The 23,960-nt window shown below is 70.6% G+C and carries 25 protein-coding genes; 10 read left to right on the forward strand and 15 right to left on the reverse strand.

Features of this window, described 5'->3' with window-relative positions; all coding sequences use genetic code 11:
- On the forward strand, positions 1-625 hold a 625-nt coding region (locus tag ACIQTP_RS34415; protein ID WP_403407381.1), incomplete at its 5' end, for a C40 family peptidase.
- Positions 626-860: 235 nt separating this feature from the next.
- Positions 861-2,039 (forward strand): hypothetical protein, encoded by a 1,179-nt coding sequence (locus tag ACIQTP_RS34420; RefSeq protein ID WP_403407382.1) that lies wholly within the window; start codon positions 861-863, stop codon positions 2,037-2,039.
- Positions 2,040-2,113: 74 nt separating this feature from the next.
- On the opposite strand, the gene ACIQTP_RS34425 is transcribed toward ACIQTP_RS34420, so the two are convergent.
- From ACIQTP_RS34425 to ACIQTP_RS34440, 4 genes are all read right to left on the reverse strand, one after another.
- Complete coding sequence (locus ACIQTP_RS34425) at positions 2,114-2,719, reverse strand: GPP34 family phosphoprotein (protein WP_403407384.1); 606 nt, start codon at positions 2,717-2,719, stop codon at positions 2,114-2,116.
- Between the two features lie 174 nt (positions 2,720-2,893).
- Positions 2,894-3,067, reverse strand: coding sequence for a CsbD family protein (locus tag ACIQTP_RS34430; protein WP_381938701.1), 174 nt, complete (start codon positions 3,065-3,067; stop codon positions 2,894-2,896).
- A 154-nt stretch (positions 3,068-3,221) separates the two neighbouring features.
- Positions 3,222-4,124: an SGNH/GDSL hydrolase family protein gene (locus tag ACIQTP_RS34435; protein WP_403407537.1), complete on the reverse strand. Its 903-nt coding sequence runs from the start codon at positions 4,122-4,124 to the stop codon at positions 3,222-3,224.
- 138 nt (positions 4,125-4,262) lie between these two features.
- Complete coding sequence (locus ACIQTP_RS34440; protein WP_403407386.1) at positions 4,263-5,759, reverse strand: MFS transporter; 1,497 nt, start codon at positions 5,757-5,759, stop codon at positions 4,263-4,265.
- Between the two features lie 180 nt (positions 5,760-5,939).
- Here ACIQTP_RS34440 and ACIQTP_RS34445 point away from each other — a divergent pair, with 180 nt between their 5' ends.
- The gene (locus ACIQTP_RS34445; protein ID WP_403407387.1) at positions 5,940-6,326 is read left to right on the forward strand and encodes an ArsR/SmtB family transcription factor; all 387 of its coding nucleotides are present in this window, start codon (positions 5,940-5,942) and stop codon (positions 6,324-6,326) included.
- Between the two features lie 439 nt (positions 6,327-6,765).
- On the opposite strand, the gene ACIQTP_RS34450 is transcribed toward ACIQTP_RS34445, so the two are convergent.
- Positions 6,766-7,359: a TetR/AcrR family transcriptional regulator gene (locus tag ACIQTP_RS34450; RefSeq protein ID WP_403407539.1), complete on the reverse strand. Its 594-nt coding sequence runs from the start codon at positions 7,357-7,359 to the stop codon at positions 6,766-6,768.
- 280 nt (positions 7,360-7,639) lie between these two features.
- Between ACIQTP_RS34450 and ACIQTP_RS34455 the strand changes: the two genes are divergently transcribed.
- The 4 genes from ACIQTP_RS34455 to ACIQTP_RS34470 all read left to right on the forward strand — a co-directional run bounded on the left by ACIQTP_RS34455 (position 7,640) and on the right by ACIQTP_RS34470 (position 11,653).
- The gene (locus ACIQTP_RS34455) at positions 7,640-8,614 is read left to right on the forward strand and encodes an SMP-30/gluconolactonase/LRE family protein (protein ID WP_403407388.1); all 975 of its coding nucleotides are present in this window, start codon (positions 7,640-7,642) and stop codon (positions 8,612-8,614) included.
- Between the two features lie 186 nt (positions 8,615-8,800).
- A complete protein-coding gene (locus ACIQTP_RS34460) occupies positions 8,801-9,622 on the forward strand; it encodes an SDR family NAD(P)-dependent oxidoreductase (protein WP_403407390.1) in 822 nt (273 codons plus the stop codon).
- A complete protein-coding gene (locus ACIQTP_RS34465) occupies positions 9,619-10,851 on the forward strand; it encodes an amino acid deaminase/aldolase (RefSeq protein ID WP_403407392.1) in 1,233 nt (410 codons plus the stop codon). Before ACIQTP_RS34460 ends, ACIQTP_RS34465 begins: the two co-directional genes overlap by 4 nt.
- Before the next feature lie 28 nt (positions 10,852-10,879).
- A complete protein-coding gene (locus ACIQTP_RS34470; RefSeq protein ID WP_403407394.1) occupies positions 10,880-11,653 on the forward strand; it encodes an SDR family NAD(P)-dependent oxidoreductase in 774 nt (257 codons plus the stop codon).
- Positions 11,654-11,664: 11 nt separating this feature from the next.
- Here ACIQTP_RS34470 and ACIQTP_RS34475 read toward each other — a convergent pair whose 3' ends face one another.
- Together ACIQTP_RS34475 and ACIQTP_RS34480 are read right to left on the reverse strand one after the other, a co-directional pair.
- Complete coding sequence (locus ACIQTP_RS34475; RefSeq protein ID WP_403407396.1) at positions 11,665-12,024, reverse strand: nuclear transport factor 2 family protein; 360 nt, start codon at positions 12,022-12,024, stop codon at positions 11,665-11,667.
- Between the two features lie 50 nt (positions 12,025-12,074).
- A complete protein-coding gene (locus tag ACIQTP_RS34480; RefSeq protein WP_402039485.1) occupies positions 12,075-12,860 on the reverse strand; it encodes an SDR family oxidoreductase in 786 nt (261 codons plus the stop codon).
- 98 nt (positions 12,861-12,958) lie between these two features.
- Between ACIQTP_RS34480 and ACIQTP_RS34485 the strand changes: the two genes are divergently transcribed.
- Positions 12,959-13,468: a winged helix-turn-helix transcriptional regulator gene (locus ACIQTP_RS34485; protein WP_402039484.1), complete on the forward strand. Its 510-nt coding sequence runs from the start codon at positions 12,959-12,961 to the stop codon at positions 13,466-13,468.
- 36 nt (positions 13,469-13,504) lie between these two features.
- On the opposite strand, the gene ACIQTP_RS34490 is transcribed toward ACIQTP_RS34485, so the two are convergent.
- From ACIQTP_RS34490 to ACIQTP_RS34515, 6 genes are all read right to left on the reverse strand, one after another.
- A complete protein-coding gene (locus tag ACIQTP_RS34490) occupies positions 13,505-14,869 on the reverse strand; it encodes an MFS transporter (protein ID WP_403407398.1) in 1,365 nt (454 codons plus the stop codon).
- 240 nt (positions 14,870-15,109) lie between these two features.
- Positions 15,110-16,006 carry a serine hydrolase gene (locus ACIQTP_RS34495; protein ID WP_403407541.1) on the reverse strand — a complete coding sequence of 299 codons (897 nt, stop codon included), beginning with the start codon at positions 16,004-16,006 and terminating at the stop codon, positions 15,110-15,112.
- 207 nt (positions 16,007-16,213) lie between these two features.
- Positions 16,214-17,350: a hypothetical protein gene (locus ACIQTP_RS34500; protein ID WP_403407400.1), complete on the reverse strand. Its 1,137-nt coding sequence runs from the start codon at positions 17,348-17,350 to the stop codon at positions 16,214-16,216.
- Positions 17,351-17,795: 445 nt separating this feature from the next.
- Positions 17,796-18,503: a TetR/AcrR family transcriptional regulator gene (locus ACIQTP_RS34505; protein ID WP_403407401.1), complete on the reverse strand. Its 708-nt coding sequence runs from the start codon at positions 18,501-18,503 to the stop codon at positions 17,796-17,798.
- Between the two features lie 127 nt (positions 18,504-18,630).
- Complete coding sequence (locus tag ACIQTP_RS34510) at positions 18,631-19,500, reverse strand: aldo/keto reductase family oxidoreductase (protein ID WP_403407403.1); 870 nt, start codon at positions 19,498-19,500, stop codon at positions 18,631-18,633.
- 97 nt (positions 19,501-19,597) lie between these two features.
- On the reverse strand, positions 19,598-20,305 hold the full coding sequence (locus ACIQTP_RS34515; protein ID WP_403407405.1) for an SDR family NAD(P)-dependent oxidoreductase: 708 nt from the start codon (positions 20,303-20,305) through the stop codon (positions 19,598-19,600).
- A 285-nt stretch (positions 20,306-20,590) separates the two neighbouring features.
- Here ACIQTP_RS34515 and ACIQTP_RS34520 point away from each other — a divergent pair, with 285 nt between their 5' ends.
- The gene (locus ACIQTP_RS34520) at positions 20,591-21,355 is read left to right on the forward strand and encodes a dienelactone hydrolase family protein (RefSeq protein WP_403407407.1); all 765 of its coding nucleotides are present in this window, start codon (positions 20,591-20,593) and stop codon (positions 21,353-21,355) included.
- 49 nt (positions 21,356-21,404) lie between these two features.
- On the opposite strand, the gene ACIQTP_RS34525 is transcribed toward ACIQTP_RS34520, so the two are convergent.
- Complete coding sequence (locus ACIQTP_RS34525; RefSeq protein WP_403407409.1) at positions 21,405-22,199, reverse strand: hypothetical protein; 795 nt, start codon at positions 22,197-22,199, stop codon at positions 21,405-21,407.
- A gap of 584 nt (positions 22,200-22,783) precedes the next feature.
- Between ACIQTP_RS34525 and ACIQTP_RS34530 the strand changes: the two genes are divergently transcribed.
- Positions 22,784-22,945 carry a hypothetical protein gene (locus ACIQTP_RS34530; RefSeq protein WP_403407410.1) on the forward strand — a complete coding sequence of 54 codons (162 nt, stop codon included), beginning with the start codon at positions 22,784-22,786 and terminating at the stop codon, positions 22,943-22,945.
- Positions 22,946-23,021: 76 nt separating this feature from the next.
- On the opposite strand, the gene ACIQTP_RS34535 is transcribed toward ACIQTP_RS34530, so the two are convergent.
- On the reverse strand, positions 23,022-23,651 hold the full coding sequence (locus ACIQTP_RS34535) for a BlaI/MecI/CopY family transcriptional regulator (RefSeq protein WP_403407411.1): 630 nt from the start codon (positions 23,649-23,651) through the stop codon (positions 23,022-23,024).
- Positions 23,652-23,960: the final 309 nt, after the last annotated feature.

Below are 23,960 nucleotides of genomic sequence, written 5' to 3' on the forward strand. Positions count from 1 at the left end.
TATGCCTCCCGGCGCGGACATGTCCCTCGGTGCGGGAATGCCGCTCAGCGCGGACATGTCCCTCGGCACCGGCAGGCCCCTGACCGCGGGTATGCCTCCCGGCGCGGACATGTCCCTCGGTGCGGGAATGCCGCTCAGCGCGGACATGTCCCTCGGCACCGGCAGGCCCCTGACCGCGGGTATGCCCGTGGGCACCGGAGCGTCCGTCGGCGCGGTCAACACGGTCAACCCCGTCGGCGCGATGGGCGCCGCGGAGTCGGCGTACGGCGGCAAGGCCGCCAAGGCCCTCGCCTTCGCCCGTGCGCAGATCGGCAAGCCGTGTGTCTGGGGCGCGACCGGACCGGACTCATACGACTCCGCCAGCCTCGTCCAGGCCGCCTGGAGGGCCGCCGGGGTCGCGCTCCCGCGCACCGTGCACGGGCAGGCGACCGCCGGTGCGGCGATTCCCCTGACCGACATCCAGTTCGGCGACCTGATCTTCTTCTACGACGACGTCAGCCACGTCGGCTTCTACACCAGCAACGGCATGATGATCCACGCCCCCAGCCCGGGTGCCTCGATACGCGAAGAGTCCATCTTCTTCGCCGGACAGAAGGCGATCCACAGCGCGCTGCGCCCGGCGTGACGGACGGCGCTACGTCTCCCCTGACGGCCACGTATGCAAGCGAGTTGCGGAGCCGCCAGGCGGGAAAGGGATCCGCGCCACATCGATCAAGGCCTCAAAAACGCACATAAGGCACCGCAACGGTCAAAGGTTCGCAATAGGGTATGTACGTGATCCGCACGGACCTCGCCGCTCGGCTCGCCACCCGCGCTGACCATACTGGGCGGGCACGCCGCCTCCCACCGCAAAGTGACTCATGCCCAAGCCCTCCACCGCCCGCGCCACCGCTCCGGAAACCGTCTGGCTGGCCGGCGGGCGCCATGTCGGGCCCGCCCCGCAGGAGATCCTCAGGGAGAACCTGCGGAGGCTGAAGGCCGACGAGACGATCCACGACTTCCTGGAGGCGGAGAACCCCTCGGACTCCGAGGGACATGTCTTCGAGGCGCGCTGGCTGGTCGACGACGCCGTCACGGTTCGCGCTCGGCTCACGACGGACGGACGCGATCTCGCCGCCGAGGCAAGCCGCTGGACACTGGTGGCCGAGGCGGAACGGCCCTGGGACCTCGCGTGGCCCTCTCCCGCGACCATGTTCTGGCCCGAGGGCCACGAGGTCGCCTGGGACCACGACATCGTGGCCGGGCTCCGTCTGCGGGACATCAACCCGCTGCCGCAGGAGGACAAGGCACTGCGCCGCCTGCTCAAGGAGGCCGCGCAGCACAGCTGGAGCATCAACGTCGTCATCCACGAGGCGATGACCACCGACGAACGCGGTCGCCTCCCGCTGGCCCGGCTGCTCCCGCCCGCTCTGCGTCACCGCGTCGTGGAACACCGCGCCGCGCCCGAGCAGTTCCAGGCGGTCAACTGGGCGCTGTACGACCTGGGCGTACGGGTGCCGCGCGGTGGCGCCGTGATTCTTCCCGGTTCCCCCGCCCGGCTCGGGTACGACGAGCAGGACTGCACCGTACGCAGTGTGTTCCTCGACGGCTCGGAGCCGACGGAGCTCCTGGAGAAGGTCGTACGGTACGCGGCACTGCCCCGGCCGCTGCCGGTAGCGGCGGAGGTCGCCCTCACCGGCCTCCGGGAGGACTGGAAGCTGCTGACGCTCGAGGAGGCGCGGGCGCTGGTGGCCGTCTACGCCGAGGCACTCGACGCCATGACGAAGTCACGCGACCAGTACCGCGAGGCGACCGAACTCGCCCATGCGGCGCTGGCCGAGCTCCGAGACCTCCGCACTACGACGTCCGGTGCGCACGAGACGTCCGCCGGCCAGGACGGGAACCCGCTGCACCAGCTGACGCGGACGTTCCAGCGGGTCGCGGGCACCGTGCGGGCGCGGCGCGCGGCCCGCGACGACGCGCCGGACCGGAGCGCTGCCAGGGGCACTGACACCGGAACCGGTGCCGACACGCCCGAGAACGAGCCCGGAAAGGGCTAGTGATCGCTACCGGAAACCCGCGCCGGCCCGAGGCCATCCTCTGAAACCGGCGTGTCGCGGCGCGCCCGCTCGTGTCACGCGCCCCGCCAGAGGTTGGCGAACGCCGCGTTCTCGATGGACCGGCGCTGGCGTACCGCTTCCAGTTCCATGACCGCGTCGTTGACTGCGGCCAGCACGGTCGTCACCGCGTCGTCGGTCACGACCGGACCGTCCGCGCCCTGCTCGGCCGGAATCCCGACGGCCGCCGCGAGGGAGACGAGGACGGGCTCGTCGGCGGCCCAGCGGTGCAGGGCCCGGCGCCGGGCGGGCGAATCGACCACGACCATCCGGACGGCTCCGAAAAGCAGTCGTCGTTGGCGTTGGCGGGTCAGCTGACCGTCCGCCTCCAGTGCGGCCAGATGGACCGCGGCCAGGCCGCGCCCCCTGCGCCACAGCCAGTCCTCGACGGGCTCGTACGGCACCTGGCGTACGAGTGAGGACGCCGCCTCGGCCAGGAGGCGGTCTTCCGTCGTCGGCTCCGGTGCCGGCACGAGGCGATCACCGTCCAGGTGGACGGCGTCAGCGGCGAGGAGGTCGATCACCTCGGCGCCGGCGAGTGCGAGGGACAGGTCGCCCTGCCCAACGGGGCGGTCCGGGTCCACGTCCAAGGCGGTGATCAAGAGGTCCCTGGCCGTGGTCATAGATGGCTCCCCCACACAGTCTCCGGAGGGGAAAGCCTACGATCTTCGGCGGGGAAAGCCTACGATCCTCCACCGCTCGGCGCGGGTGCGCGCGGAGCGGAGCAGGGGGCCCGTCGCTCCATGCGACGGGCCCCCTGCTCCGTGTGAACCGTCCGCCCCACAAGCGGCCGGGCATCAGCCGCGGAAGACGTCCTTGGTCTTCTCCTTCGCCTGACGCGCGTCACCCTTGGCCTTCTCCATGCGCCCCTCGGCCGTCATCCGCTCGTTGCCCACGGCACGACCCGTGGTCTCCTTGATCTTGCCCTTGGCCTGCTCGGCCTTGGCCTTGGCTTTCTGCTCGCCAGCCATGGAACTCACCTCTCGGTGCTCTCGGCATCAGGTGCTCACTGACCCGTGTGATCCTGGACAGATCCTGTAAACATGTCCGGTCCATAAAGTCCACGGAGTCCCGTGGAGTCCGTGGACTTTGGGTAGTCCATGGAGATCGCGCACCGCGCAGGAGCTACAGCCGCCGGAGAACCGCCCCGGCCATGGCCGCCTCGCCCTTGGCGTTGGGGTGTGCGGGGGCGGCGGGTGAAGCGGGCTGCAGCGGCTCGATCCATCGGTCGGCGGGTGCCTTGCACATGTCGTGTCCGACGGTGGGTTTGTACGTGTCGACGTATTCGGCCCGGCTGAACAGGGCCACCGTGCGCATCATCAGGTTGAGCCGCTTCCCGACGTCACGCAGGTAGGCGAAGTCCTTGGCGGCGAACGGGACGGACGGATAGCAGCCGCTGCCGTCGTCGGGCAGGAGGTCCGGGTAGCCGACCACGAGCACGCGGGCGTGCGGGGCCCTGTCGTGCACGGCGCGCAGCACCCGCGCGATCTTGGGAGCCGTCTCGATGATGTTCAGTGTCAGCTGGTCGAAGCCCGAGGAGTTGTAGTACTGCTGGCAGGGGTTGCCCGACGGGTCCTTGGAACTCAGCGTGGCACAGGTGCCGATGATGGAGCCGAAGCCGATGTCGTTGCCGCCTATCTGCACGGTCACCAGATCCGTGGAGCGCTCGACGGCGTTCAGTTGGGGTCCGTTGGTTCCCTGCGCCTTCCACATGTTGTCGGTCGTCGCGCCGGCGCAGCTCACGTCCGTGAACGTTCCGGTCGACCGCCGCGTCGCGACGAGCGAGGGGTAGTTCTGGTCGGAGCGGGCGCAGTTGGCGTCCACCTGACGAGGGATCAGAGGTCCGGAGGTGTACGAGTCCCCGAGCGCCACGTAGTTGACTCCCCGGTGGGAGTGCGGTCCGCTCGCGACGGCGGGTGACGCCGAGGCGACGCCGAGGAGAAGGACACCGCAACCGAGGGCGGCTCCCAGCGCGGAGGCGTGTCCTCGTCTTCGGGTGGCATCGCCCCGGACCACGTGATGGTTCATCATCTCTCCTCCGTCGACACTGACGCGGCGTTCCTTGCAGGCTCAACATCGCTTGTATACCGGCCGGTAGGTCGCTGGAGAAGAGATCTGTCACATATGCGGGAAACCCGTTCGGGCAGGGCAACCGGGCGGCGGCCGTCAGCGCGCGTCGGTGGTCTTCAGAGCGGGCTCGCAATTGGGCTCGGCCTTGGCCTTGGCCTTGGCTGCGGCGGTCGCCGGTACCGTCGCAGCGGTCGCCGGTGCCGTCGCGGTGGGCTCCGGCCGCCTGCGCAGGCCGACCGCGCTGAGCACCGCGCTGATCGCGAGGGCCACCACGGCGCAGAGCAGGGCCGCGCGCAGCCCGGACAGGAAGTGGTCGGAGGCGGCGTGGCCGACGAGGAGGCCCATCACCGCGACCCCGATGAGGCCGCCCAGCTGACGCGAGGCGTTGAGGACGCCGGAGGCGATACCGGCGTTGGCCGGGTCCACGGAGGCGAGCATGGCGTTCGTCATGGAGGGGACGACCAGACCGAGGCCGAATCCGGCGACGACGAACTGCGCGATCAGCTGTGCGTACGCCCCCGAGTCGACGACCGGGACCGCGGCCAGGTAGCCGACGACGGCCAGGGTGTTTCCGGTGATCAGCACGGTCCGGGCGCCGTAGTGCTTGACCAGTGGACCGCACGACAGGTTCGCGATCATGATGGCGGCCGTCATCGGGAGGAACGCGAGTCCGGCCCCGATGGGCGAGTAGTCCCAGACCTGCTGGAAGAAGAGGCTGAAGACGAAGATCAGGCCGTAGAAGGCGAAGTTCAGCAGTGCGCCGATGAGGGACGTGGAGCTGAACACCCGCCTGCCGAACAGGTGGAGGGGCAGCATCGGATCGCCGCTGCGGTGCTCCACCGCGAGGAAGCCGATCAGCGCGACCAGGAAGACGGCCAGGCAGGCCAGCACGGTGGCCGAGGACCAGCCCTGCGCGTTGGCCTCCACGATCGCTCCCGTGAACGCGGCCAGGCCGACGACGGCGAGCAGTTGGCCGGGCAGGTCCAGCGAGCGACGGACCGAGGCGTCGCGGGCGGGGGCGGGCCGGGCGTGGGCCCGCACGAGCACGATGCCGACGGCGGCGATGGGGACGTTGACGTGGAAGATCGAGCGCCAGCCGAGCGAGTCCACCAGCAGGCCGCCGACGACCGGGCCGAGCGCGAGGGCGAGTCCGCCGGCCGCGGCCCAGAGGCTCACGGCACGGGTGCGTTCCGCCGGGTCGGGGAAGTTGGTGTTCACGATCGACAGGGAGGACGGCACGATCATCGCGGCGCCGACGCCCTGGACCACGCGGGCGGTGACGAGGGCGACCAGCGAGGGGGCGGCGCCGCAGGCCAGGGATGTCACGGCGAACAGCGCGAAGCCCGCCATGAAGATCCGCTTGGGGTCGTACCGGTCGCCCAAGGCGCCGGCGGTCAGGAGGAAGGCGGCGAAGGTGAGCGTGTAGCCGTTGATCACCCATTCCAGACCGGACAGACTGCCACCGAAGTCCGCGCCGAGCGCCTTGGTGGCGACGTTCACGACGCTGACGTCCAGGATGACGACCACGAAACCGAGACTGGCCGCGAACAGCGTCAGACCCGGCCGGGTCTTGTGGGGTTGGGGCTGAGGCACGGATTTCCTTCCGACATGCCGGAGGGCGGTGGGGGGCCGGAGCCGGGCGATACGCGGCGGGCTCCGGTAGACTGTTCGTCTACGAGCGAACAGTCCGAGTGTACGCAGATCATCGAACACTCTGCAATCCGTGTACGGCACGCGTCACGGACCAAGCGAGTCGGGACGGAGCGACCAGCCATGACGGCACAGAGCCGAGAGTCGACCGCACGGGGCGGGCGGGCGACCGTGCGGAGCGGACGGCCGACCGCGGCCACGAGTCACCGGACACCACCGGTCCACACCCCTCCGGGCGACGTACCGCTGGAGACGGCGCTGCTCGCCCTCGCCGACCCCGTCCGCCAGACCCTGGTGCGGGAGTTGGCCGGGGCCGCCGACTGGGAACGGGCGTGCGGCAGCTTCGACGTGCCGGTCACCAAGGCGACCCTCAGCCGCCACTTCGCCGTACTGCGCGAGGCCGGTCTCCTGGAGCAGCGCGACGCCGGACCCAAGAGGCTCAACCGGCTGCGCCGCGCCGAGTTCGACGAGCGCTTCCCCGGCCTCCTCGACCTGGTCCTGCGCAGGTAGGGCCTGTCCGGCCGATCATGCCGCGGACGGCCGACTTCCACGAGCCCGACTACGCGGGGCACGTCTTCACCCGGTCATCGCGAGGGGGTGGACCCGCGGGAACATCGCCCGCGACATCCGGCAAAATCCTGTCCCGGACCCGCACCTCGAACTGGACCCGCACCACGAACTTCTGGACCCGCAGCACGAACTTCTGGACCCGCGCCTCGAACGCGCCCCTTCGGGACCGCTGACGGCACCGGCCGCAACGAGTGAACCCCGCCTCCGGAGCACCGGGGACGGGGTTCTGTGGAGCGCCGGGCAGGCCTTGCACCTGCATCTCCCCGCAGGAAGCGGGGCGTCTTTCCTTGGACCACCAACGCGAGGCCTGTCGCCGAGACTTCCGGCGGCCTGCTCAAGATCGATCATAGCGTATGACAAGCCGCCGACGGCGCAGGCGTCAGGCGGCTGACGGCCGGGCGTACTGGAGAAGGTGGTCGGCGAGCAGGTGCAGGACCGCCAGGCTGTGGTCGCTGTTGCGGTCGACGAGCCAGGTCATGTTCAGGCCGTCGATCACCGAGTGCACGTACCGCGCGAGGATCGGCACCGGCTGCGTCCACTCGATCCCGGCGTTGTCGGCGGCGAGTTCGAGCAGGGAGGCGAAGGCGGCCAGGAAGATCTCGTACTGTCTCCTGGCGATGTTCTCGAAGCCGGGATTGCGCAGCGCGTACTGGGTGAGCTCGTAACTGATCTGGTGCTCGCCGGGGTTGGCCTCGAACCCCTTCCAGAACGCGTGCAGGCTGTCGAGGACGCTGTCGCGGATGTCCTTGTGCGGCGCGAACAGGCCCCGCACCTCGGCGACGTACCGCTCGGTGAGGGTCTCGGTGACGCGTTCGAGGAGCTGCGCCCTGGAGTCGAAGCAGTAGTGGAAGGCCCCGAGGGTCATACCGGCCTCGTTGACGATCGCACGGGTGGTGGCCTTGGCCACGCCGTCACGCGTCATGACCCGGATCGCGGCCTCGAGGAGCTCGGCCCTCCGGTCGCTCGCCGCCATACGGGACACACGATCTCCCCTCTTCACCTGCGGGTTCGTCCGCCAGGATAGCCAGACCCACGGGCCGCGCGTCGGCTCGGAGCGCGGATCCGCCAAGAAGTAAGTCAAGCGTCCAAGACTCTTGACTTACTTCCGCGCGGTGGGCGACCGTAGCGGAACCCGGCGCCTGGCGCGAGGGCCTGCCGTTCGGGTCAGGTCGTTTCAGGAGAGGGCGCTTGCTCACCCCGCGTGGCCCAGGCCTGATCCGAACGACAGGCCCCAGCCCCCTCAGGAGGCGGAAGTGCGACCGCAAGCCACTGTCGTTCTGGACGGATTCGGCACGCTGGAGTCCCTGCGCTGGCACGACGGCGCGCTGTGGTTCTGCGACTTCGCCCACGGGACGGTGCACCGCTGGGACACCTTCGGGAAGCCGGAGACCGTGGTGGAGGTCCCCGGCCGGGCCGGCGGCCTCGGCTGGCTGCCCGACGGGCGGATGCTGGTCGTCTCGATGGACGGACACCGCGTCCACCGCCAGGAGCCGGACGGCTCCCTGGTCGTGCACGCGGACCTCGGGGACATCGCCGGCGGCCCGGTCAACGACATGCTCGTCGACGGGCAGGGCCGCGCCTACGTGGGCAATTTCGGCTTCGACTACCACGGCTTCGTCCGACAGCGGCCCAACGCCATGCTCTACGCACCGCCGGGACCGCCCAGGGCCCCGCTCGCCTGCCTGTCACCGGAGGGCGAACTGCTGGGCCTGAGCGAGCCGTTGGTGTTCCCCAACGGCTGCATCCTCATCGACGGGGGGCGGACCCTGCTGGTCGCCGAGACACTGGCGATGCGGCTCACCGCACTGCCCGTGCTGCCGGACGGACGGCTCGGCCCGCCACGCCCCTGGGCTCCGCTGGTCCCGGCCTGGCTGTGGAAGTCCCTCAACCGTCCCGGGCTGCGCGGCCGGATCACCCGGCGTGTCTCGTCGCTGCTGGACCACCAGGCGATCGCCGACCGCTCCGACACCCCCATCGCCCCGGACGGCATCGCACCGGGCAAGGACGGCACGGCCTGGGTCGCCAACGCGCTGCGCGGCGAGTGCGTCCGGGTCGGCCCCGGCGGCACGATCCTGGACCGCGTCGTCACCAGCCAACGTACGCTCAGCTGCCTGGTCGCGGGCCCGCGCGGCGACACCCTGTACGCCGCCACCGTCCCCACCGACGACCCGGAGCGCGCGGCACAGCTCAACGGGGCACGGCTGGAGGCGTACGTCCTGCCGTCATGACCGCGCACGCACGGGCCTTCCCCGACAGCCGGCCGGCCCGCCCCCTCCGCTCGCGGACACGAGCACTCCGTCCACGGGGCCATCCCCCGCCCGCCTCCCGGGAGTTCACATGCACGGACATCGAACGGGTGACGGCGCCCACGACACCTCGTTCGGCAGCGGCGGCACCTGCGAGGGGAGGCCGCGATGAGCGTGGTCCTGGTGACCGGCGCGGCCAGTGGGATCGGCGCCGCCACCGCGCGGGAGGCGGTGCGACGCGGCCACCGGGTCGCCCTCGCCGACATCGACCTGGCCGGGGCCACCCGCCTCGCCGACCGACTCGGCACCGCCGCCTGCGCGATCCCCCTCGACATCCGTGACGCGGACGCCTGGGAGGAGGCCTTCGACGCCGTCGCGGCCCGGCTCGGTCCCGTCGAGGTTCTCGTCAACAACGCCGGGATCATCCACACGGGATACGCACGCCAGTTGTCACTGGAGCAGCACCGCCACATGGTCGAGGTCAACCTCCTCGGCCCGATGGCCGGGACGCTGACCGCGCTGCCCCGGATGCGCGCCCAGGGGCACGGGCACATCATCACCGTCTGCAGCATGAGCTCGTTCCTGCCGCTGTCCGGTTACACCACCTACGGCGCGACCAAGCACGGGCTGCGTGCCTTCCACCACAGCGTGGCGATCGAGGAACGGGGCGGTCCGGTGACGTTCAGCATCATCCACCCGCCCGGCACCCGGACGCCGATGCTGGAGCAGGAGATGGCCGACCCCAGCGCGGTGATCACCTTCGCCGAGAAGCCGCTCACCCCCGAGAAGGTCGCCTCGGTCGTCGTCGACGCGATCGTGAAGAAGCCGGTCGAAGTCGTCCACCCCGCCGTCGGCGGAAGGGTTCAGCGGGTCGCCGGGGTGTTCCCACGGCTGATGCGCTTCGTGATCCCCAAGGTGGCGGCCATGGCGGAACGCCGCAGTAGGAGCATCGCCACGGCCGCGGTGCGCGAGCGAGGAGACAGCCGATGACCACCGACACCGCCACCACCCCGGCCCGGTCCGCCCCCGCGGAACCGGGTCGCTTCGACCGGTTGCGGGCGGCGACCGCGGGCCTGGAGCCGCCCTTCGGCGTCATCGATCTGGACGCCTTCGACGCCAACGCCGTCGACCTCGAACGCCGCGCGGGCGGCAAACCGATACGGCTCGCGAGCAAGTCGCTGCGGTCGCGCGCCCTCATCCGCCGGGCTCTCGCCCGTCCCGGGTTCCAGGGCATCCTCGGCTTCACGCTGCCCGAAGCCCTTTGGCTGGCCGAGGAGTTCGAGGACGTCGTCGTCGGCTACCCCACCACCGACGCCACCGCGCTGCGCCGGCTGGCCGCCGACGAACGGCTCGCCTCCCGGATCACCCTGATGGTGGACTCCGTCGAGCATCTCGACCTCGTGGACGCCGCGACCGGCCCCAGGCAGACCCGTGTTCGCGTCTGCCTGGAGCTGGACGCCGCCCTGCGACTGGCGGGCGGCCGACTTCATCTCGGGCCGCGCAGGTCGCCGGTGCACACGCCGCGGGAGGCGGCCGCGTTCGCCCGCGAGGTCGCGGCCCGTCCTGGCTTCGAACTGGCCGGGATCATGGGGTACGAGGGCCAGGTCGCCGGCCTCGGCGACAACCAGCCCGGTTCCCTGCTCAAGCGGGCCGTCGTGCGCGCGATGCAGCGCTCCTCCGTCGAGGAACTGCGCCACCGACGGGAGGCCGCGGTCGCCGCCGTACGTGCCGTCGCTCCGCTGCGGTTCGTCAACGGCGGCGGCACCGGCAGCCTGGAGACCACGACACGGGAGGACGCCGTCACCGAACTCGCGGCGGGCTCCGGCCTGTACGGTCCCGGGCTCTTCGACTTCTACCGGTCCTTCCGGCCGGTCCACGCCGCGTACTTCGTGCTGCCTGTCGTACGCCGCCCCTCCCCGAAGATCGCGACGCTCCTGGGCGGCGGATGGGTCGCGTCCGGCCCGCCCGGCAAGGACCGGCTGCCCACGCTGGCCTGGCCCCCCGGCCTGCGCGTCACCGCCACCGAAGCGGCGGGCGAGGTGCAGACGCCGCTGCTCGGCAAGCCCGCTCAGGTCCTGCGCATCGGCGACCGGGTGTGGCTGCGGCACGCCAAGGCCGGTGAACTGTGCGAGCGGGTCGGCGAACTCCACTTGGTCAGCGGCGGCGAGGTGGTCGACACCGTACCGACGTACCGGGGTGAGGGCCGGCACTTCCTGTGACGGACCGCCCTCCGGGCAGGGTGACACCATGACCCGCGTCACCGGCCGAACCGTCCTGATCGTCGGCGCCTCCTCGGGCATCGGCGCGGAGGTGGCACGCCAACTCGCGCACAGCGGCAACCGGCTGGTCATCACGGCACGGCGCGCCCCCGAACTCGCCTCCGTGGCCAGGGAGATCCGAGCCGCGGGCAGCGCCTGCCTGGACATCGCCGCCGACGCCCTGGACCCGGAGGCGGCCTCCGCGGTGGTGGACACGTGCGTCGCGGAGTACGGATCCGTCGACATCGCGCTCCTCAACGCCGGCCAGGGACCGGACATGTGCATGGACCAGGTCACCGTGTCCGACATCGCACGGATCACCGCCTTGAACTACGACGTCGTCGTCCACTACCTCGTCCCGCTGATCGCACAGATGAAAACCCAGCGCAACGGAGGCCTGATCGCCCACACCAACTCGCTGGCAGGCCTGATGGGCATCCCCCGCCAGGGCCCGTACTCGGCCGCGAAGGCCGCCGCACGCACCCTCTTCGACACCGCGCGCGTCGAACTCGCGCCCCGCGGGATCCGGTTCACCAGCATCCACCCGGGCTTCGTCGCAACCGACCGCGTCGGCGCCGACGGTCTCCCCAAGCCCTTCCAAGTCAGCCAGAACCGCGCGGCACGGCACGTCGTACGCGCCCTGGAAAGAGAACCGGCGCAGGCGTACTTCCCCTGGACCACGACAACCCTGGTCCGCACCCTGCACGCCCTCCCCACGCCGCTCTCCGCCCTGCTACTCCGGAGACTGGCCTCGCTCCAGTAGCCGCAATGGCCTCAGGGTTCGATGACGAGGCGTTCCACGAGGTCACCGCGGAGCGTGAACCGGTAGCGCAGGTCGACGGTTCCGCCGGGGAAGTCGCCTTCGAGGTGGTGCGTGGCGGTGTAGTTGTTCGCGTCGGTGCGCTCGGCCCCGGTGAGATCGATGGTGTACGTGAACTCGGTCGCCGACCGGTTCAGCCACCGCTCGATGGCGGCGGTGCCCTGGTGGGTGTTGCCGTCGTCGATCACCGTGGCGTCCTGGGTGAACGTGGCGACGGCCGCGGCGGTGTCGTGGGCGCGGTGCGCCGTGAGGTAGCGGGTGATCACCTCGGGCAGGGTGTCCGGAGCGATGTCCTGGGGCTGGTCGTACTGCATGGCTGGCCTCTCGGTGGTGGCGTCTTTCGGGTGCTGTCGGTGAGGACGGTTCACACCGTGGGGGTGGTGCCGCCGTCGATGACGTGCTCGGCGCCGACGATGGCCGAGGCGCGGTCGGAGACGAGGAAGGCGACGAGTTCGGCCACCTCCTCGGGATGGTTGGGGCGGCCGAGGGGGATGCCGCCGAGGGAGTCCATGAGCCGGGCCAGCGCCGCGTCCTGGGTGATACCGGCGTCGTGGGCGATCCTGGCGACCAGGTTGTCGGCCGCGGTGGTCCGGACGAAGCCGGGCGAGACGGTGTTGACGCGGATGCCGTGCGGGGCGACCTCGTTGGCGAGGCCCTTGCTGTAGGTGGTCAGGGCGGCCTTGGCGGCGGCGTAGGCGAGGGTTCCGTTCCACAGCGGCATGCGGCGCTGGATCGACGTGACGTGCACGATGGCGCCCTTTCCGGCCGCGATCATGCCGGGCAGCAGTCCGCGGTCCAGGCGGACGGCGGCCAGCAGGTTGACGTTCAGTTCCCTGGCCCAGTCGTCCTCGCCGAGTGCCGCGAAGCCCCCGGCGGGCGCCTCGGAGCCGCCGAGGGTGTGGACCAGGATGTCGGCACCTCCGAGCCGGGCCTCCACCTCACCGACCACCTGTGCGGCGCCGTCGGCCGTGGACAGGTCGGCGGCGATGAACGTCTTCTCCTCGACCTCGTCGGGACGGCTGCGGGCGGTGACGAGTACGGTCGCGCCGGCCTGGGCGAGGCGTCGGGCGATGGCGGCGCCGCAGCCTTTGGTGCCGCCGGTGACCAGGGCACGACGACCCTCGAGGGATTCGCCGGGGTGGGTGGTCATGGTGGGCTCCGTTCCCGGGTACGGGCATGCCGAACACCGCCGCCCCGTTGCTGCTAAAATAGAAGCTACTAACTTCGACTTTAGCAGTAACTGAGGGGATGGTCGCCGTGGCGAGCCGGATCAGGCTGGAGGACCGGGAGTGCCCGCTGTCCACGACGGTGGAACACGTGGGCGAGTGGTGGACGCTGCTGATCCTCCACGACGCCTTCGACGGCTACACCCGCTTCGACCAGTTCCAGGAGAACCTGGGAATCTCCTCCAGCATGCTCACGGCCCGGCTCAAGAGCCTCGTCGCGGACGGACTGCTGGAGCGCCGGCCGTATCAGACCAACCCCGTACGCCACGAGTACGTCCTGACGGAGCTCGGTCGCTCACTGCGCCCGGTCATAGTCGCCCTGGCCGCCTGGGGCAACTCCCGGCTGGCGCCGCAGGACCGCAGCATGATCCTCGTCGACGCGGACAGCGGCGAGGAGGTCGAGCCCGTCGTCGTCGACGCCAGGACCGGCCGCCGGCTCGACGACAGCGGCGCCTTCGTCTTCACGGCGGGCCCGGCGGCGAGCCCCGCCATGCGCGACCGCTACACGAACGGGTCGACGACGGCGAGGTGAGCGGCCCCGACGGCTGAGCACCGCCCCCACGACCGCTCAGCCGGGCGGAAGGGGGTGATGGCCGGGCGGTGTGTTCCGCGGGGGAAGCTCGCGTCCCAGGCGGGCGAGCGGGGACAGTGCCATGAGCGCGGGGGACAGCATCATGCCGGCGGCCGTCACCAGGAGGCTGGTGCGCGGGCCCCACTCCCCCGCGAGAAAGCCGCCGAGCAGAGAGCCGAGCGGGGCGGCCCCCATGCCGAGGAACGTGATCGTCGCGGCCACGCGGCCTTGCATCCCGTCCGGGGTGACGGCCTGCCGCACGGCCATGACCGTGACGTTCACCAGTTGGCCGAAGGTCCCGAACACGAAGTTGACCGCGACGAGCGAGGGGATCGTCACCACGGAGGGGCCGCTCAGCACGGGCACCCAGAGCATCACGCCGTCGCCGAGCGCCGCCGCCGACACGAGCACCACGCCGTGCCCGAACCGGCCCGGGAGCCGGGCGGCCAGCACGGAACCCAGGAGCGCGCCCGGCCCCGTGGCGGCGAGTGTCAGCCCCACGACGCTCCCCGACAGGTGCAAGTCCCGTGGCAGGAACAGCAGATAGCCGGTCATCATCGCCGCGAAGGAGAACTGGAAGGCGGCCGAGGCCAGACCCACGGTCCGTAGCAAAGTGTCCCCGGCGACGAAGCGCAGGCCCTCGTGGATCCGGCACCAGACCCGAGGGGCCCGTCCGGAGCGCTCGGGGACCGATTCGCGGCGCCGGATCCGCCGGATCGAAAGGAACGACCCCGCGAAGGACTGGGCGCAGGACGCGGCGGCGATCGGCGCCGACAGAAGGGACACCAGCGCGCCGCCCAGGGCGGGGCCCACGATCTGCGCCGCCGAGCGGCTGCCCTCGATCGCGCTGGTGGCCCACGCCAACCGGTCGCGTTCCACCAGTCGTACGAGAGAGGCCTGGTACGCCACGTCGAAGAACACCGACAGGGCCCCGACCGTGAAGGCGACCACGAGCAGCTCCGGCAGGCCGAGCCAGCCGAGGAGTCCGGCCAGGGCGGCACCGCCCAGCGCCAGGGCCCGGCCGAGGTCCGCCAGCACCATCACCGTGCGGGTCCGCCATCGGTCCACCCACGCTCCGACCAGAAGCGCGAGCAGCAGGGTCGGCGCCTGCCCCACCGCGCGCAGGACGCCCAAGCGGCCGGCATCGGCGTCCAGGGTGAGAACCGCGATCAGCGGAAGGACCACCAGGCTCGCGTGCTCGCCGAGTTGGGAGGCCGTCTGCCCGACCCACAGCCGGCGGAAGTCGGCGTCGCGCCGGAGGGGCGGCGGACCAGGACGCCCCGCGGCGGACGCGGAGGAGGACGAGGCGGACGAGGATGGCGAGGAGGACGAGGAGGACGGACAGGAGGAAGCGTCCGGCACAGCAAACCCCTTGGGTCGCGCAAGACAGGGCCCGCCACCCGACGCACGACGAGGACGCCGACGGTTCAGGTGGGGGGAGGGCTCGCTGTGCCGCGCTTCAAGGGCAGCACGCGATGACGGGCCGCTCAGGGCCTACGACGTCAACGCGCGCTCGGACGACCGACCATGTCTCGACTCCTCGGGAATCCCACTCGCTGCCCGCACATTAGTCTTCGACCGATCGGCGCGAAAGGGGAATACCTACGCGGCAGTTGATGTGTTCAGGTCCCGGTTGACGGCGCGGGCGGCGCCCTCGACGGTCGCGACGCCGTCGGACATCGTGCGGTTGTCCTGGGAGAGCACGGCCATTGCGTAGTCGTGACCGCCGCCGGTGAACACACCGACGCTGTGCACCCGCCAGCCGTGGGTGTCGCGCGGCAGCCAGCCGTTCTTGACCTGAACGGTCGCCGTCGCGGGTGCCCCGGCGGGCGTCCCCCAACGCTGGTCGGGGACGACCCGGTTCATGAGCCGCAGGGCGTAGGTACGCGCGTCCCGGTCGAGGACGGAGTTGTCCGAGGTGAGCAGTCGGAGCAGCTTCAGCTGGTCTCCGGCCGTGACCTGGGTGTGCCCCCAGTAACCCTTGGGGCCGGGGACGGTGTCCCCCATCCCGGCCAGGGTCAGGAAATGCTGGATGCCGGCGTGGCCGATCTGGTCCCACAGGGCGTTCGTCGCGTCGTTGTCCGACTTGGTGATCATGGCGGTGGTCAGTTGCACCTCGCGAGCGGTCAGCTCCCGGTGCTGCTCCATGGTCTGGCGCAGCAGCGCCCCCAATATCGTGACCTTGACCACGCTCGCCGAGTCGAAGGCGGTGTCGGCCCGGAAGCTGCACGAGGTCCCCGTGGTGCGGTCGTACAGCGCGAGCGCCGCGGAGCGGTCCCGCCCCCGCAGGGCACCCGCGATGTCCTTCGACAGCCGGGCCGCGAGCCCTGGCCGCTGCGAGGCGCACTTCACCTGGGAGCCGCCGACGGTGGCGGTCGCGTCGGAGGTGGCGTCGGCGGTGCTCGCCTGGGCCGGAGTGGCGGCGAAGAGCGCCGCGAGCACCGTCCCGGCGGCCGCGGTCGCGGCCAGTCCACGCCGGGCGCGGCGCAGTGCGTGCATGTCCGGCATGAGGATTCCCCGCTCTGTGTCTGCGGTCACATCGGGGGCCATTCAAAGGCACATCCCGATTCCCGAATGACGGCGACGCTACAGGGACGGAAGAGACCTCGGTGCGCGGTAAATAGCAATATGTCCGATTTGGGAGGTCTTTAGTCGTGTGACATTCATCAACCCATTCGTCCCTGCGGATGGTCACAGCGGCAGCGTTCACGCCTGGGGGGACGCCGGCGAAGGAGCCTTCGTCATGGTTCGCCGGCGGCGTGGCACGGGCCCCAGCAGGACGTAGGCCGCCGAACCTGCGGCGAAGGCCAGCCGGATCAGGCCGCAGACACGGTCCGAGGGCACCAACAGGGTGCTGCCGTACAGGGAGAGCAGGGCGATCCAGCTCCACCACGGCACCAAACGACGCTGCCCGACCGCGTCCCACAGCAGGGTGCCGAGCAGGATCGAGGCGCTGTAGTACGTGTAGACGCTCGGGTCGAGTGCGATGCGGGCGTCGGCGCCGAGCAGCACGACCGCGGGCCAGCGGCCCCTGAGTACCGCCAGCGCGCCGAGACCGAGTCCCAGGAGTACTTGGGCCGGACGGTCCCACCAGGGCGTGGCCGGGGCCAGGACACCCAGCCAACGCAGCGCCGAGGCGGGCTGGTTGGCGATGGTGAATCTGGCGGCGGCAGCCGAGTTGAGATGGGTGACATAGAACGGCAGCCACGCGGCGGCCACCAGGCCGACCGTCCACAGCGCGGAGTTGCGTCGTTGCGCGGCCGGCAGGGCGAGCAGCAGAGCCGCGAACGCCAGCGCCCAGGGTTTCGAGTCCACCGCCAGCGCGAGCATGATGCCCACCGTGCGCCCTTGGCCCCGCACCAGGGCACGTACGGCCAGAGTGGTGAAGAACAGCGCCAGTACGTCGTCCAAGTGGGCGAAACGGACCGCTACTTCGACCCACATCGGTATGAAGGCCACCCCTGCCACGAGCACCCGCCGCTGGAGCCGGCGGTGGTTGAGTCCCGTGCCGCGGTTGTGGTCGGCGGCGCTGCGGCCGACCAGAACCAGCATGTAGAGGCCGAGCGCGGACATCACCGCCTCCGCCAGCACCTCCGCCATGTGGGGCGGCAACGGGGCGAACAGCGCGGCCGCCAGAAAGCTCACGGGGCCGATCTGCAACTCCGGATGGTTGGCGTAGATGGCCAGGCCGCCACCGGGAACGGCGGCGAAAAGCAGCTGGCCTCCGGTTCGCAGGTAGTGCCAGGAGATCCCCCCGTGTCTCTGCACCAACAGGAACCAGAGCAACGTCCACGCCGCCAGGACGACGATATGGGGTCGTATGCCCTTGCTCTTCTGTCGCATGACCCAGGGGACGGCCCGTCCCGCGGCGCGGCCACCCGTTTCGCGGTGACCTCGCTCCGGGTCCTGCGCCTGTGTCGATCCCCCCGCGTCCTTCCGGCCCTCGTCCCACCGCACAGGCGCCTACCGCGCCAACTGATCTGCGACGTCACCGACCGGCGCGCACCGGTCCCCCACTGGAAGATCCGCGCCTTCCATCAACACCCCTTGTCGTTCCCTCACCCGCGGCACAGACCGCGGGCGGTTCCCCGCGGGCTCCGGCACTCAAGCGCCTGCCGCCACGACAACCACGCTCAGGTACGAGGCACTCAACTCGCGTTGCCCGTACCGCCGGAGATATGTTCCGAGGGCCTGGTCATGGCCCTCGCCGCTTTCCCGCGCTTACGGATCAACCCTAGACATACATTCGGGCGCGACTCGCAACGCAGGGGAAACACACACCCCACTCTCACCAGGCGCGCTGTTCGGCCGACGCACGAGAGGCCGCGGCGAGGACTCCGTCCAGGATGACGTCCAGAGCCCAGTCGGAGCGGCTCGGGCCGTCTCCCGACACGAGCGTGTCGCCGAGCCGGGCGATGTGGGGGTAGCGCGCCGGGTCCGCCGTGGCGATCTTCGCGGCCAGGGCGGAGAACTCTTCGGACTCCTGCGTGGCGGACTTCGGGGAGCTGTGTTCGACGGCCACGGCGGTGGGATACAGCAGCAGCAGGTCCATGGCCCAGGCCGCTTCCCGCCCCGACACCCCGCCCTCGTCGAGGAGGCCGAGGATCGCGTCGGCCAGCGCCAGGTAGTTCGGGCCGCTCGGCTGCGTGGACATCGCCATCCCGGCGATCTCCGGGTGCCGGAAGAGCACCTCTCCATAGCTGGCCAGCAGCGCCTTCAACCGGTCCCGCCAGGTCCCGGCCCCCGGCGCGGGCACCTTCACCGGCCCCAACAGGGAGTCGAGGATCTGCGCGTGCAGGTCCCCCGTGTTGCGGACGTAGACGTAGAGCGACGCGGGCCCGGTGTCGAGGGCCGCGGCGATGCGGCGCATCGTCACCTTGCCCAGCCCCTCGTCACGAAGGATCGCCAGCGCGGCGTCGATGATTCCCTGCCTGGTCAGGGCGGGCTTCGCCGGGCGTTCCCGTCGGCTGATCGGAGCGGACTTCTCAGGCGTCATACCGCACCATCTTAACGAACGCGTTCGTGAAAAACAAGTTCGTACCGTACGATGCGGGCGCACGGCGCGCCCGACACCCCGCGGGGCCGCTACGCCCCTTCCTCACGGCGCAACGACCCCACATTCCTCACACCGCGACCCCGTTCAGCTCGGCCAGCTCCTTCTCGGGAAGGACCAGGGCGGCGGCGGCGATGTTGTCGCGCAGGTGTGCCACCGAGGAGGTGCCGGGGATGAGCAGGATGTTCGGGGAACGCTGCGACAGCCAGGCCAGGGCGACGGCGACCGGAGTGGTCCCCAGCCGGTTGGCGACCGCGTGCAGGGTGTCCGACTGCAGCGGGGAGAAACCGCCGATGGGGAAGTAGGGCACGTAGGCGATGCCCTGCTCGGACAGGGAGTCGATCAGCGCGTCGTCGGCGCGGTTCGCGAGGTTGTAGAGGTTCTGCACACACACGACGGGCGCGATGGACTGGGCTTCCTTGATCTGCTCGGCGGAGACGGTACTGACACCGAGATGCCTGATCAGCCCCTCCTGCTGGAGCTCCGCGAGCACGGTGAACGGCTCGGCGAGCGAACCCGGCTCGGGGGCGTCGAACCCTCCGACCCGCAGGTTGACGACGTCGAGCGCGTCCAGGCCGAGGTTGTCGAGGTTGCTGTGCACGGCCTGACGCAGCTCGTCGCGCGACAGCGCCTTCGGCCAGCCTCCCTCGGCGTCCCGCCGTGCTCCGACCTTGGTCACGATGTGCAGGCCGGCCGGGTAGGGGTGCAGCGCTTCCTTGATGATCTGGTTGGTGACGTACGGGCCGTAGAAGTCGGAGGTGTCGATGTGGGTGATCCCCCGCTCGACCGCCTCGCGCAGAACGGCCACGGCGGCGTCCCGGTCGGCCGGCGGCCCGAACACGTGCGGACCGGCGAGCTGCATGGCGCCGTAGCCCATGCGGGTGACCGTCAGGTCCTTGGCCATGGTGAACGTTCCGCCGGGAAGTGACTGCGCGGTCATGACGATGCTCCTGTTGGATCGGTGAGGCGGTGAGGCGGTGGGGCGGAAGGTCGGTCGCTGGGTCTGGCGCGCGTACGTGGTGACGTGCCGGCTCGGACTACCAGGGAAGGGTGCCTTCGGCGTCGAAGAAGCCCCCGGTGGGACCGTCGGGGCCGATCTGCGCCGTCCGTACGATGATCTCGGCGCCCTGCTCGACGGTCTGGATGCCGGTGTTCCCGTTCAGGTCGGTCTTGGTGAAGCCGGGCTCCACCGCGTTGATCCGCATGTTCGGGAACGCCTTCGCGTACTGCACGGTGATCATGTTGACGGTGGTCTTCGAAGCCGGGTAGGCGACGCCCGGGTAGGCGTACGCCGGGGTGCCCGCATCGCTCACCCGGGCCAGCGAGGCCAGCCCGCTGCTGACGTTGACCACCACCGGGGCGGCCGAGGCCTGGAGCAGCGGAAGGAAGGCGTGGGTGACGCGCACGATGCCGAAGACGTTCGTCTCGAACGTCTCCCGCATCACGTCGGCGGTCACGTCCGCGGCGCCGATCACGGAGTTGCCCTCGCCCCTCGACTCGATGCCCGCGTTGTTGATCAGTACGTCAAGGCCGCCCTCGGCCTCGATGGCCTTCACGGCGGCCCGCACCGACGCGTCGTCGGTGACATCGAGCTGGACGGACCGGGCGCCCAGCCGCTCGGCGGCCCGGCGTCCGCGTTCGGCGTCCCGGCTGCCGACGTAGACCGTGTGGCCCGCGGCGACGAGCCGGCGGGCGGTCTCGTAGCCGAGTCCCTTGTTCGCTCCGGTGATGAGTGTTGTCGTCATGACTCCACCCTGCGACCGGACGATGCGCGCAGCCAGTAGCCCGGCCTTCCTGGGACTGTCGGTACCAGGCTCGTACGCGTCCGGCGACGCGCCGGGAAGCCGTCCGCGCATGATGGCGGCTCCGGCCGCACGGGCGACAGCGAGGCCCTGCCGAACCGACCGCACCACGAGTGCCAGACTGCACGTCGGGACCTCCGCGATCAGGTGGCTGTCGGCGATCCCCGCGGCACCCCGAAACGCCCGAAAGACGCCCTAGGCACACGCGAGAGAAGAAGAGGGACGCCCATGACCGAGGTACGTGAAGTACGGGGAACCTCCGTGAACATCCCCACCCAGGACGGCTCGGCCGACGCCTATCTGGCCCACCCCGACGACAACGCCGCCCACCCCGCGGTGCTGTTCTACATGGACGCCTTCGGACTGCGCCCCCGGCTGAAGGAGATGGCCGACCGGCTCGCCGGTGCCGGCTACACCGTGCTGGTTCCCAACCTCCTCTATCGCCACGGGCCGGCACCGGTACTGGAGCTGCCCGACGTCATCGACGCGGCCCACCGTCCGGCGCTGTTCGAGCAACTCATCCCGATCATCCGGGAGTTGACCCCAGACCTGGCCATGCGCGACGCCGACGCCTATCTGTCCTGGCTGGCCGCCTGCCCGCAGGCCGCCGACGGACCGGTCGGCATCACCGGCTACTGCATGGGCGCCGGACTGGCCCTGCGCACCGCCGGCACCTACCCCGAGCGGGTCGCGGCCGCGGCGGGCTTCCACGGCGGCCGGCTGGCGACCGACGCCCCCGACAGCCCGCACCTGCTCGCCGGCCGGGTCACCGCGGAGCTGTACTTCGGCCACGCCGACCAGGACGCCTCCCTGCCTCCCGAGCAGATCGAGCGCCTCGACAAGGCGTTCACCGAGGCGGGTGTCCGCCACCACAGCGAGGTCTACGCCGGCGCGCACCACGGCTACACCATGGCCGACACCGCCGCGTACGACGCCAAGGCCACCGAACGCCACTGGGCAGCCCTGCTCGACCTCCTCGACCGCGCCCTCTGAACACGCCGCTCCACCGGTCACGGGTACAGCCGTCTCCGGTCGGGGACCCTCAGCGCGGTTGACTATTGGTGCCCTGCGTACGCCCCTCACCACGCGACGGGAACAGCCGCTCCAGGCCGCTTCGTGACCATGCCGAGAAAAGCAGGGCGCCGAGGGAGTCCCACAGTCTTCGGCAGCGCCCGTGCAGCACCGCCAGGACAATCGCGGCGCCCACGGCGATCAGGTGCTCACGGCCTGCCAGATTGGGTTTGACGACCGACTCCCACACCATCGAGCCGCCGGTGAGCGCGAACACGACGGGAGCGCGCCGGAGGACCGAGAGGTAGGTGAACAGTCCCACCACCGCGGCGGAGGGTCCGGTGTCGAGCACCTGGCCGATCTCGGGCGGCAGGCCGAGCCCCCACCAGCCCGGGCCGAGCGCGATCATCACACGGACCGTGAGGGTGCCGGCCAAGGTGGTGGCGTAGGCGATGCCCAGTGTCCGGGCCCGGCCGAGGGCGAGTTCCGCGAGAGCGAAGGCGAAGAACAGCTGGGTGATGCCCGCCCACACGGGAAGGTCGAGGGCGGGCACGTACAGCGACACCGGAGTACGCAGCAGGGCCAGGGGCAGCGGCAGGCAGGCCTTCACTCCGCCGGCCAGCCGCACGATCACCGCACCGGTGGGATGTTGGGCGAGCGCGTGGAAGAAGATGACCCCGAAGACGGCCACGAACGCCAACAGGAGTCCGGACAGCCCACGGCGCACGAGTTGCCGTACCGGATCCACGACGATGCCGTGCCACTCGCCGTACAGGGTGCGCCCGACGAACAACGCGAACCGGCGCAGCGGGCCGCGCGGCCGCACGCCCGCATCGTCACTCGCGGCGGACGGTAACCGGTCGTCGCCGAACCCGTCGCAGTGCGCATGACCGTTCCCGTCATCACCGCGACGCTCGTCGACCGCCCAACCCAATGGTCTCTCCCCCAATCCCCCATAGGACGCCTCATCGTATAGAGCGACAAAGTCCGCATCACGGAGCCCCCGGCCAGTGCCTGCTCCCTGTCTCTCCGATCCGTGTTCCGCTGTGACAGGGGTCTGACGCGGGCGCCGTTGCGACGTGTTGTGTGCAGTCGTGATGAGGGGACGCAGGCCTGAGCAGGGGGGCGGGGCAGGAGAGCCGCGAATTCCCAGGTCACGGCTTTCGGACTACGCGGAAATGGCGGGCCGCCCGGCCGTGCCGGAGCACGTGACATCTTCGCGGGAGCGTCCGGAGCCGACACGGCACCTGCCCGAACAGGAGTGGGCACCAGTGTCCGCGCCGGACGAGGTGGCGCCTCGCCGACGCGAATGCGCCGCACTGCTCGGGGAGTTCCGCCGCACTTCGGTGCTGGTGCAAGGGCCAGTTCCTCATCCTTACGCCCCTGTCGGGCGGAAGTGAGATCGGCTGGGTGGGAGTCACGGACCCGGTCGGCGAGCACCTGCCGTCACGCATCGCCGCGGTGACGGGCTCCCCCGAGTTCCTCGCCGTTTCGATGGCCGGCCACCACCTGCGCGCCGCCTCAGCCGAGGAGGACGACTACTACTGGGTCGTACAGCACGAATTCTCCTGACGGCACCGCCCTGCTCGTGGACCGGTCCGGACCGCGACCCCACGTCGATGCCGGTGCCAGGGGCTCCTGCGGATGCTCAGTCGGACACCGCCTCCTGCTGCGGCTCGGCCGGCGCGGGCTCCGAGGTGACTGCCGCGGTGTAGAAGACCGACGAACCCTGCTTGGTGCGGTGAGCGTGGCTCTTGGCGACCAGTCCTTCGAGGGTGGTGCGCACGACCGTGGTCTTCACGCTCCGGTCGGGGTGGGCCTGCGTGAGCGCGGTGGTGATCTCGGCGGCGGAACGCGGCTCGTTCTGCTTCTCCAGGTGCCCTCGGATCAGCTCGACGAGGGTCGGCTTGGCCGCTGCCGTGGACGCCTTCTCGGATGAGGCCTTGGCGGCGGGCTTCTTGGACGCCGACTTCTTCGCGCCCGTGGCGGCCGCCTTCTTCCCCTTGCTCTGCTTGGGTTCGGCGGTGGCCTGGTGAGGCACCGACGCCACAGCCGCGGCCTCCACCCCGGGGGCCGGGCTGGGACCACCGAGCGCGTCCTGCATGTTCACCAGCACGGTGTGGTCGTGCTGCAGGCCACGCAACTGCTCCTGCAAGGCTTCGATCTCCGCCCCGATACGCTCCTGCTCCTTGGCATTGCGCTCAAGGTCACCCGTCACCTGGGCGATGTACTGCGACGTGAGTTCTGTGGAATGGGAGTTGGAGCTGACTTCAGACATGACATGGGCCAATCACTCGCAGGACACAACTGCCACGGCCTGCAGCAGTGTAGAGATAGTACGCACGAATGGAACCGGATGGTCCTGTCGCGCCGGTATGTGCGACACATGTGCTTCCCGGGCCGACTCATGTGCTACTGCCGGCCGAACCGCCATGTTGCCTTCGATCCTGGGAAGTTGGCCGCTCTCGTCGCCTGCGGCCGCCGTCCTCATGAGCCTTGGCTCCGGGTGCGGTGACCGGTGAGCACGGCCGTGACCACTTCGGTGCGGGACCGGGGCCCGGTGCGTGCGAACAGCCGGGACAGCCGG

Origin of the sequence: Streptomyces sp. NPDC090798, assembly GCF_044768965.1 — a bacterium.
Taxonomy (GTDB): Bacteria; Actinomycetota; Actinomycetes; order Streptomycetales; family Streptomycetaceae; genus Streptomyces.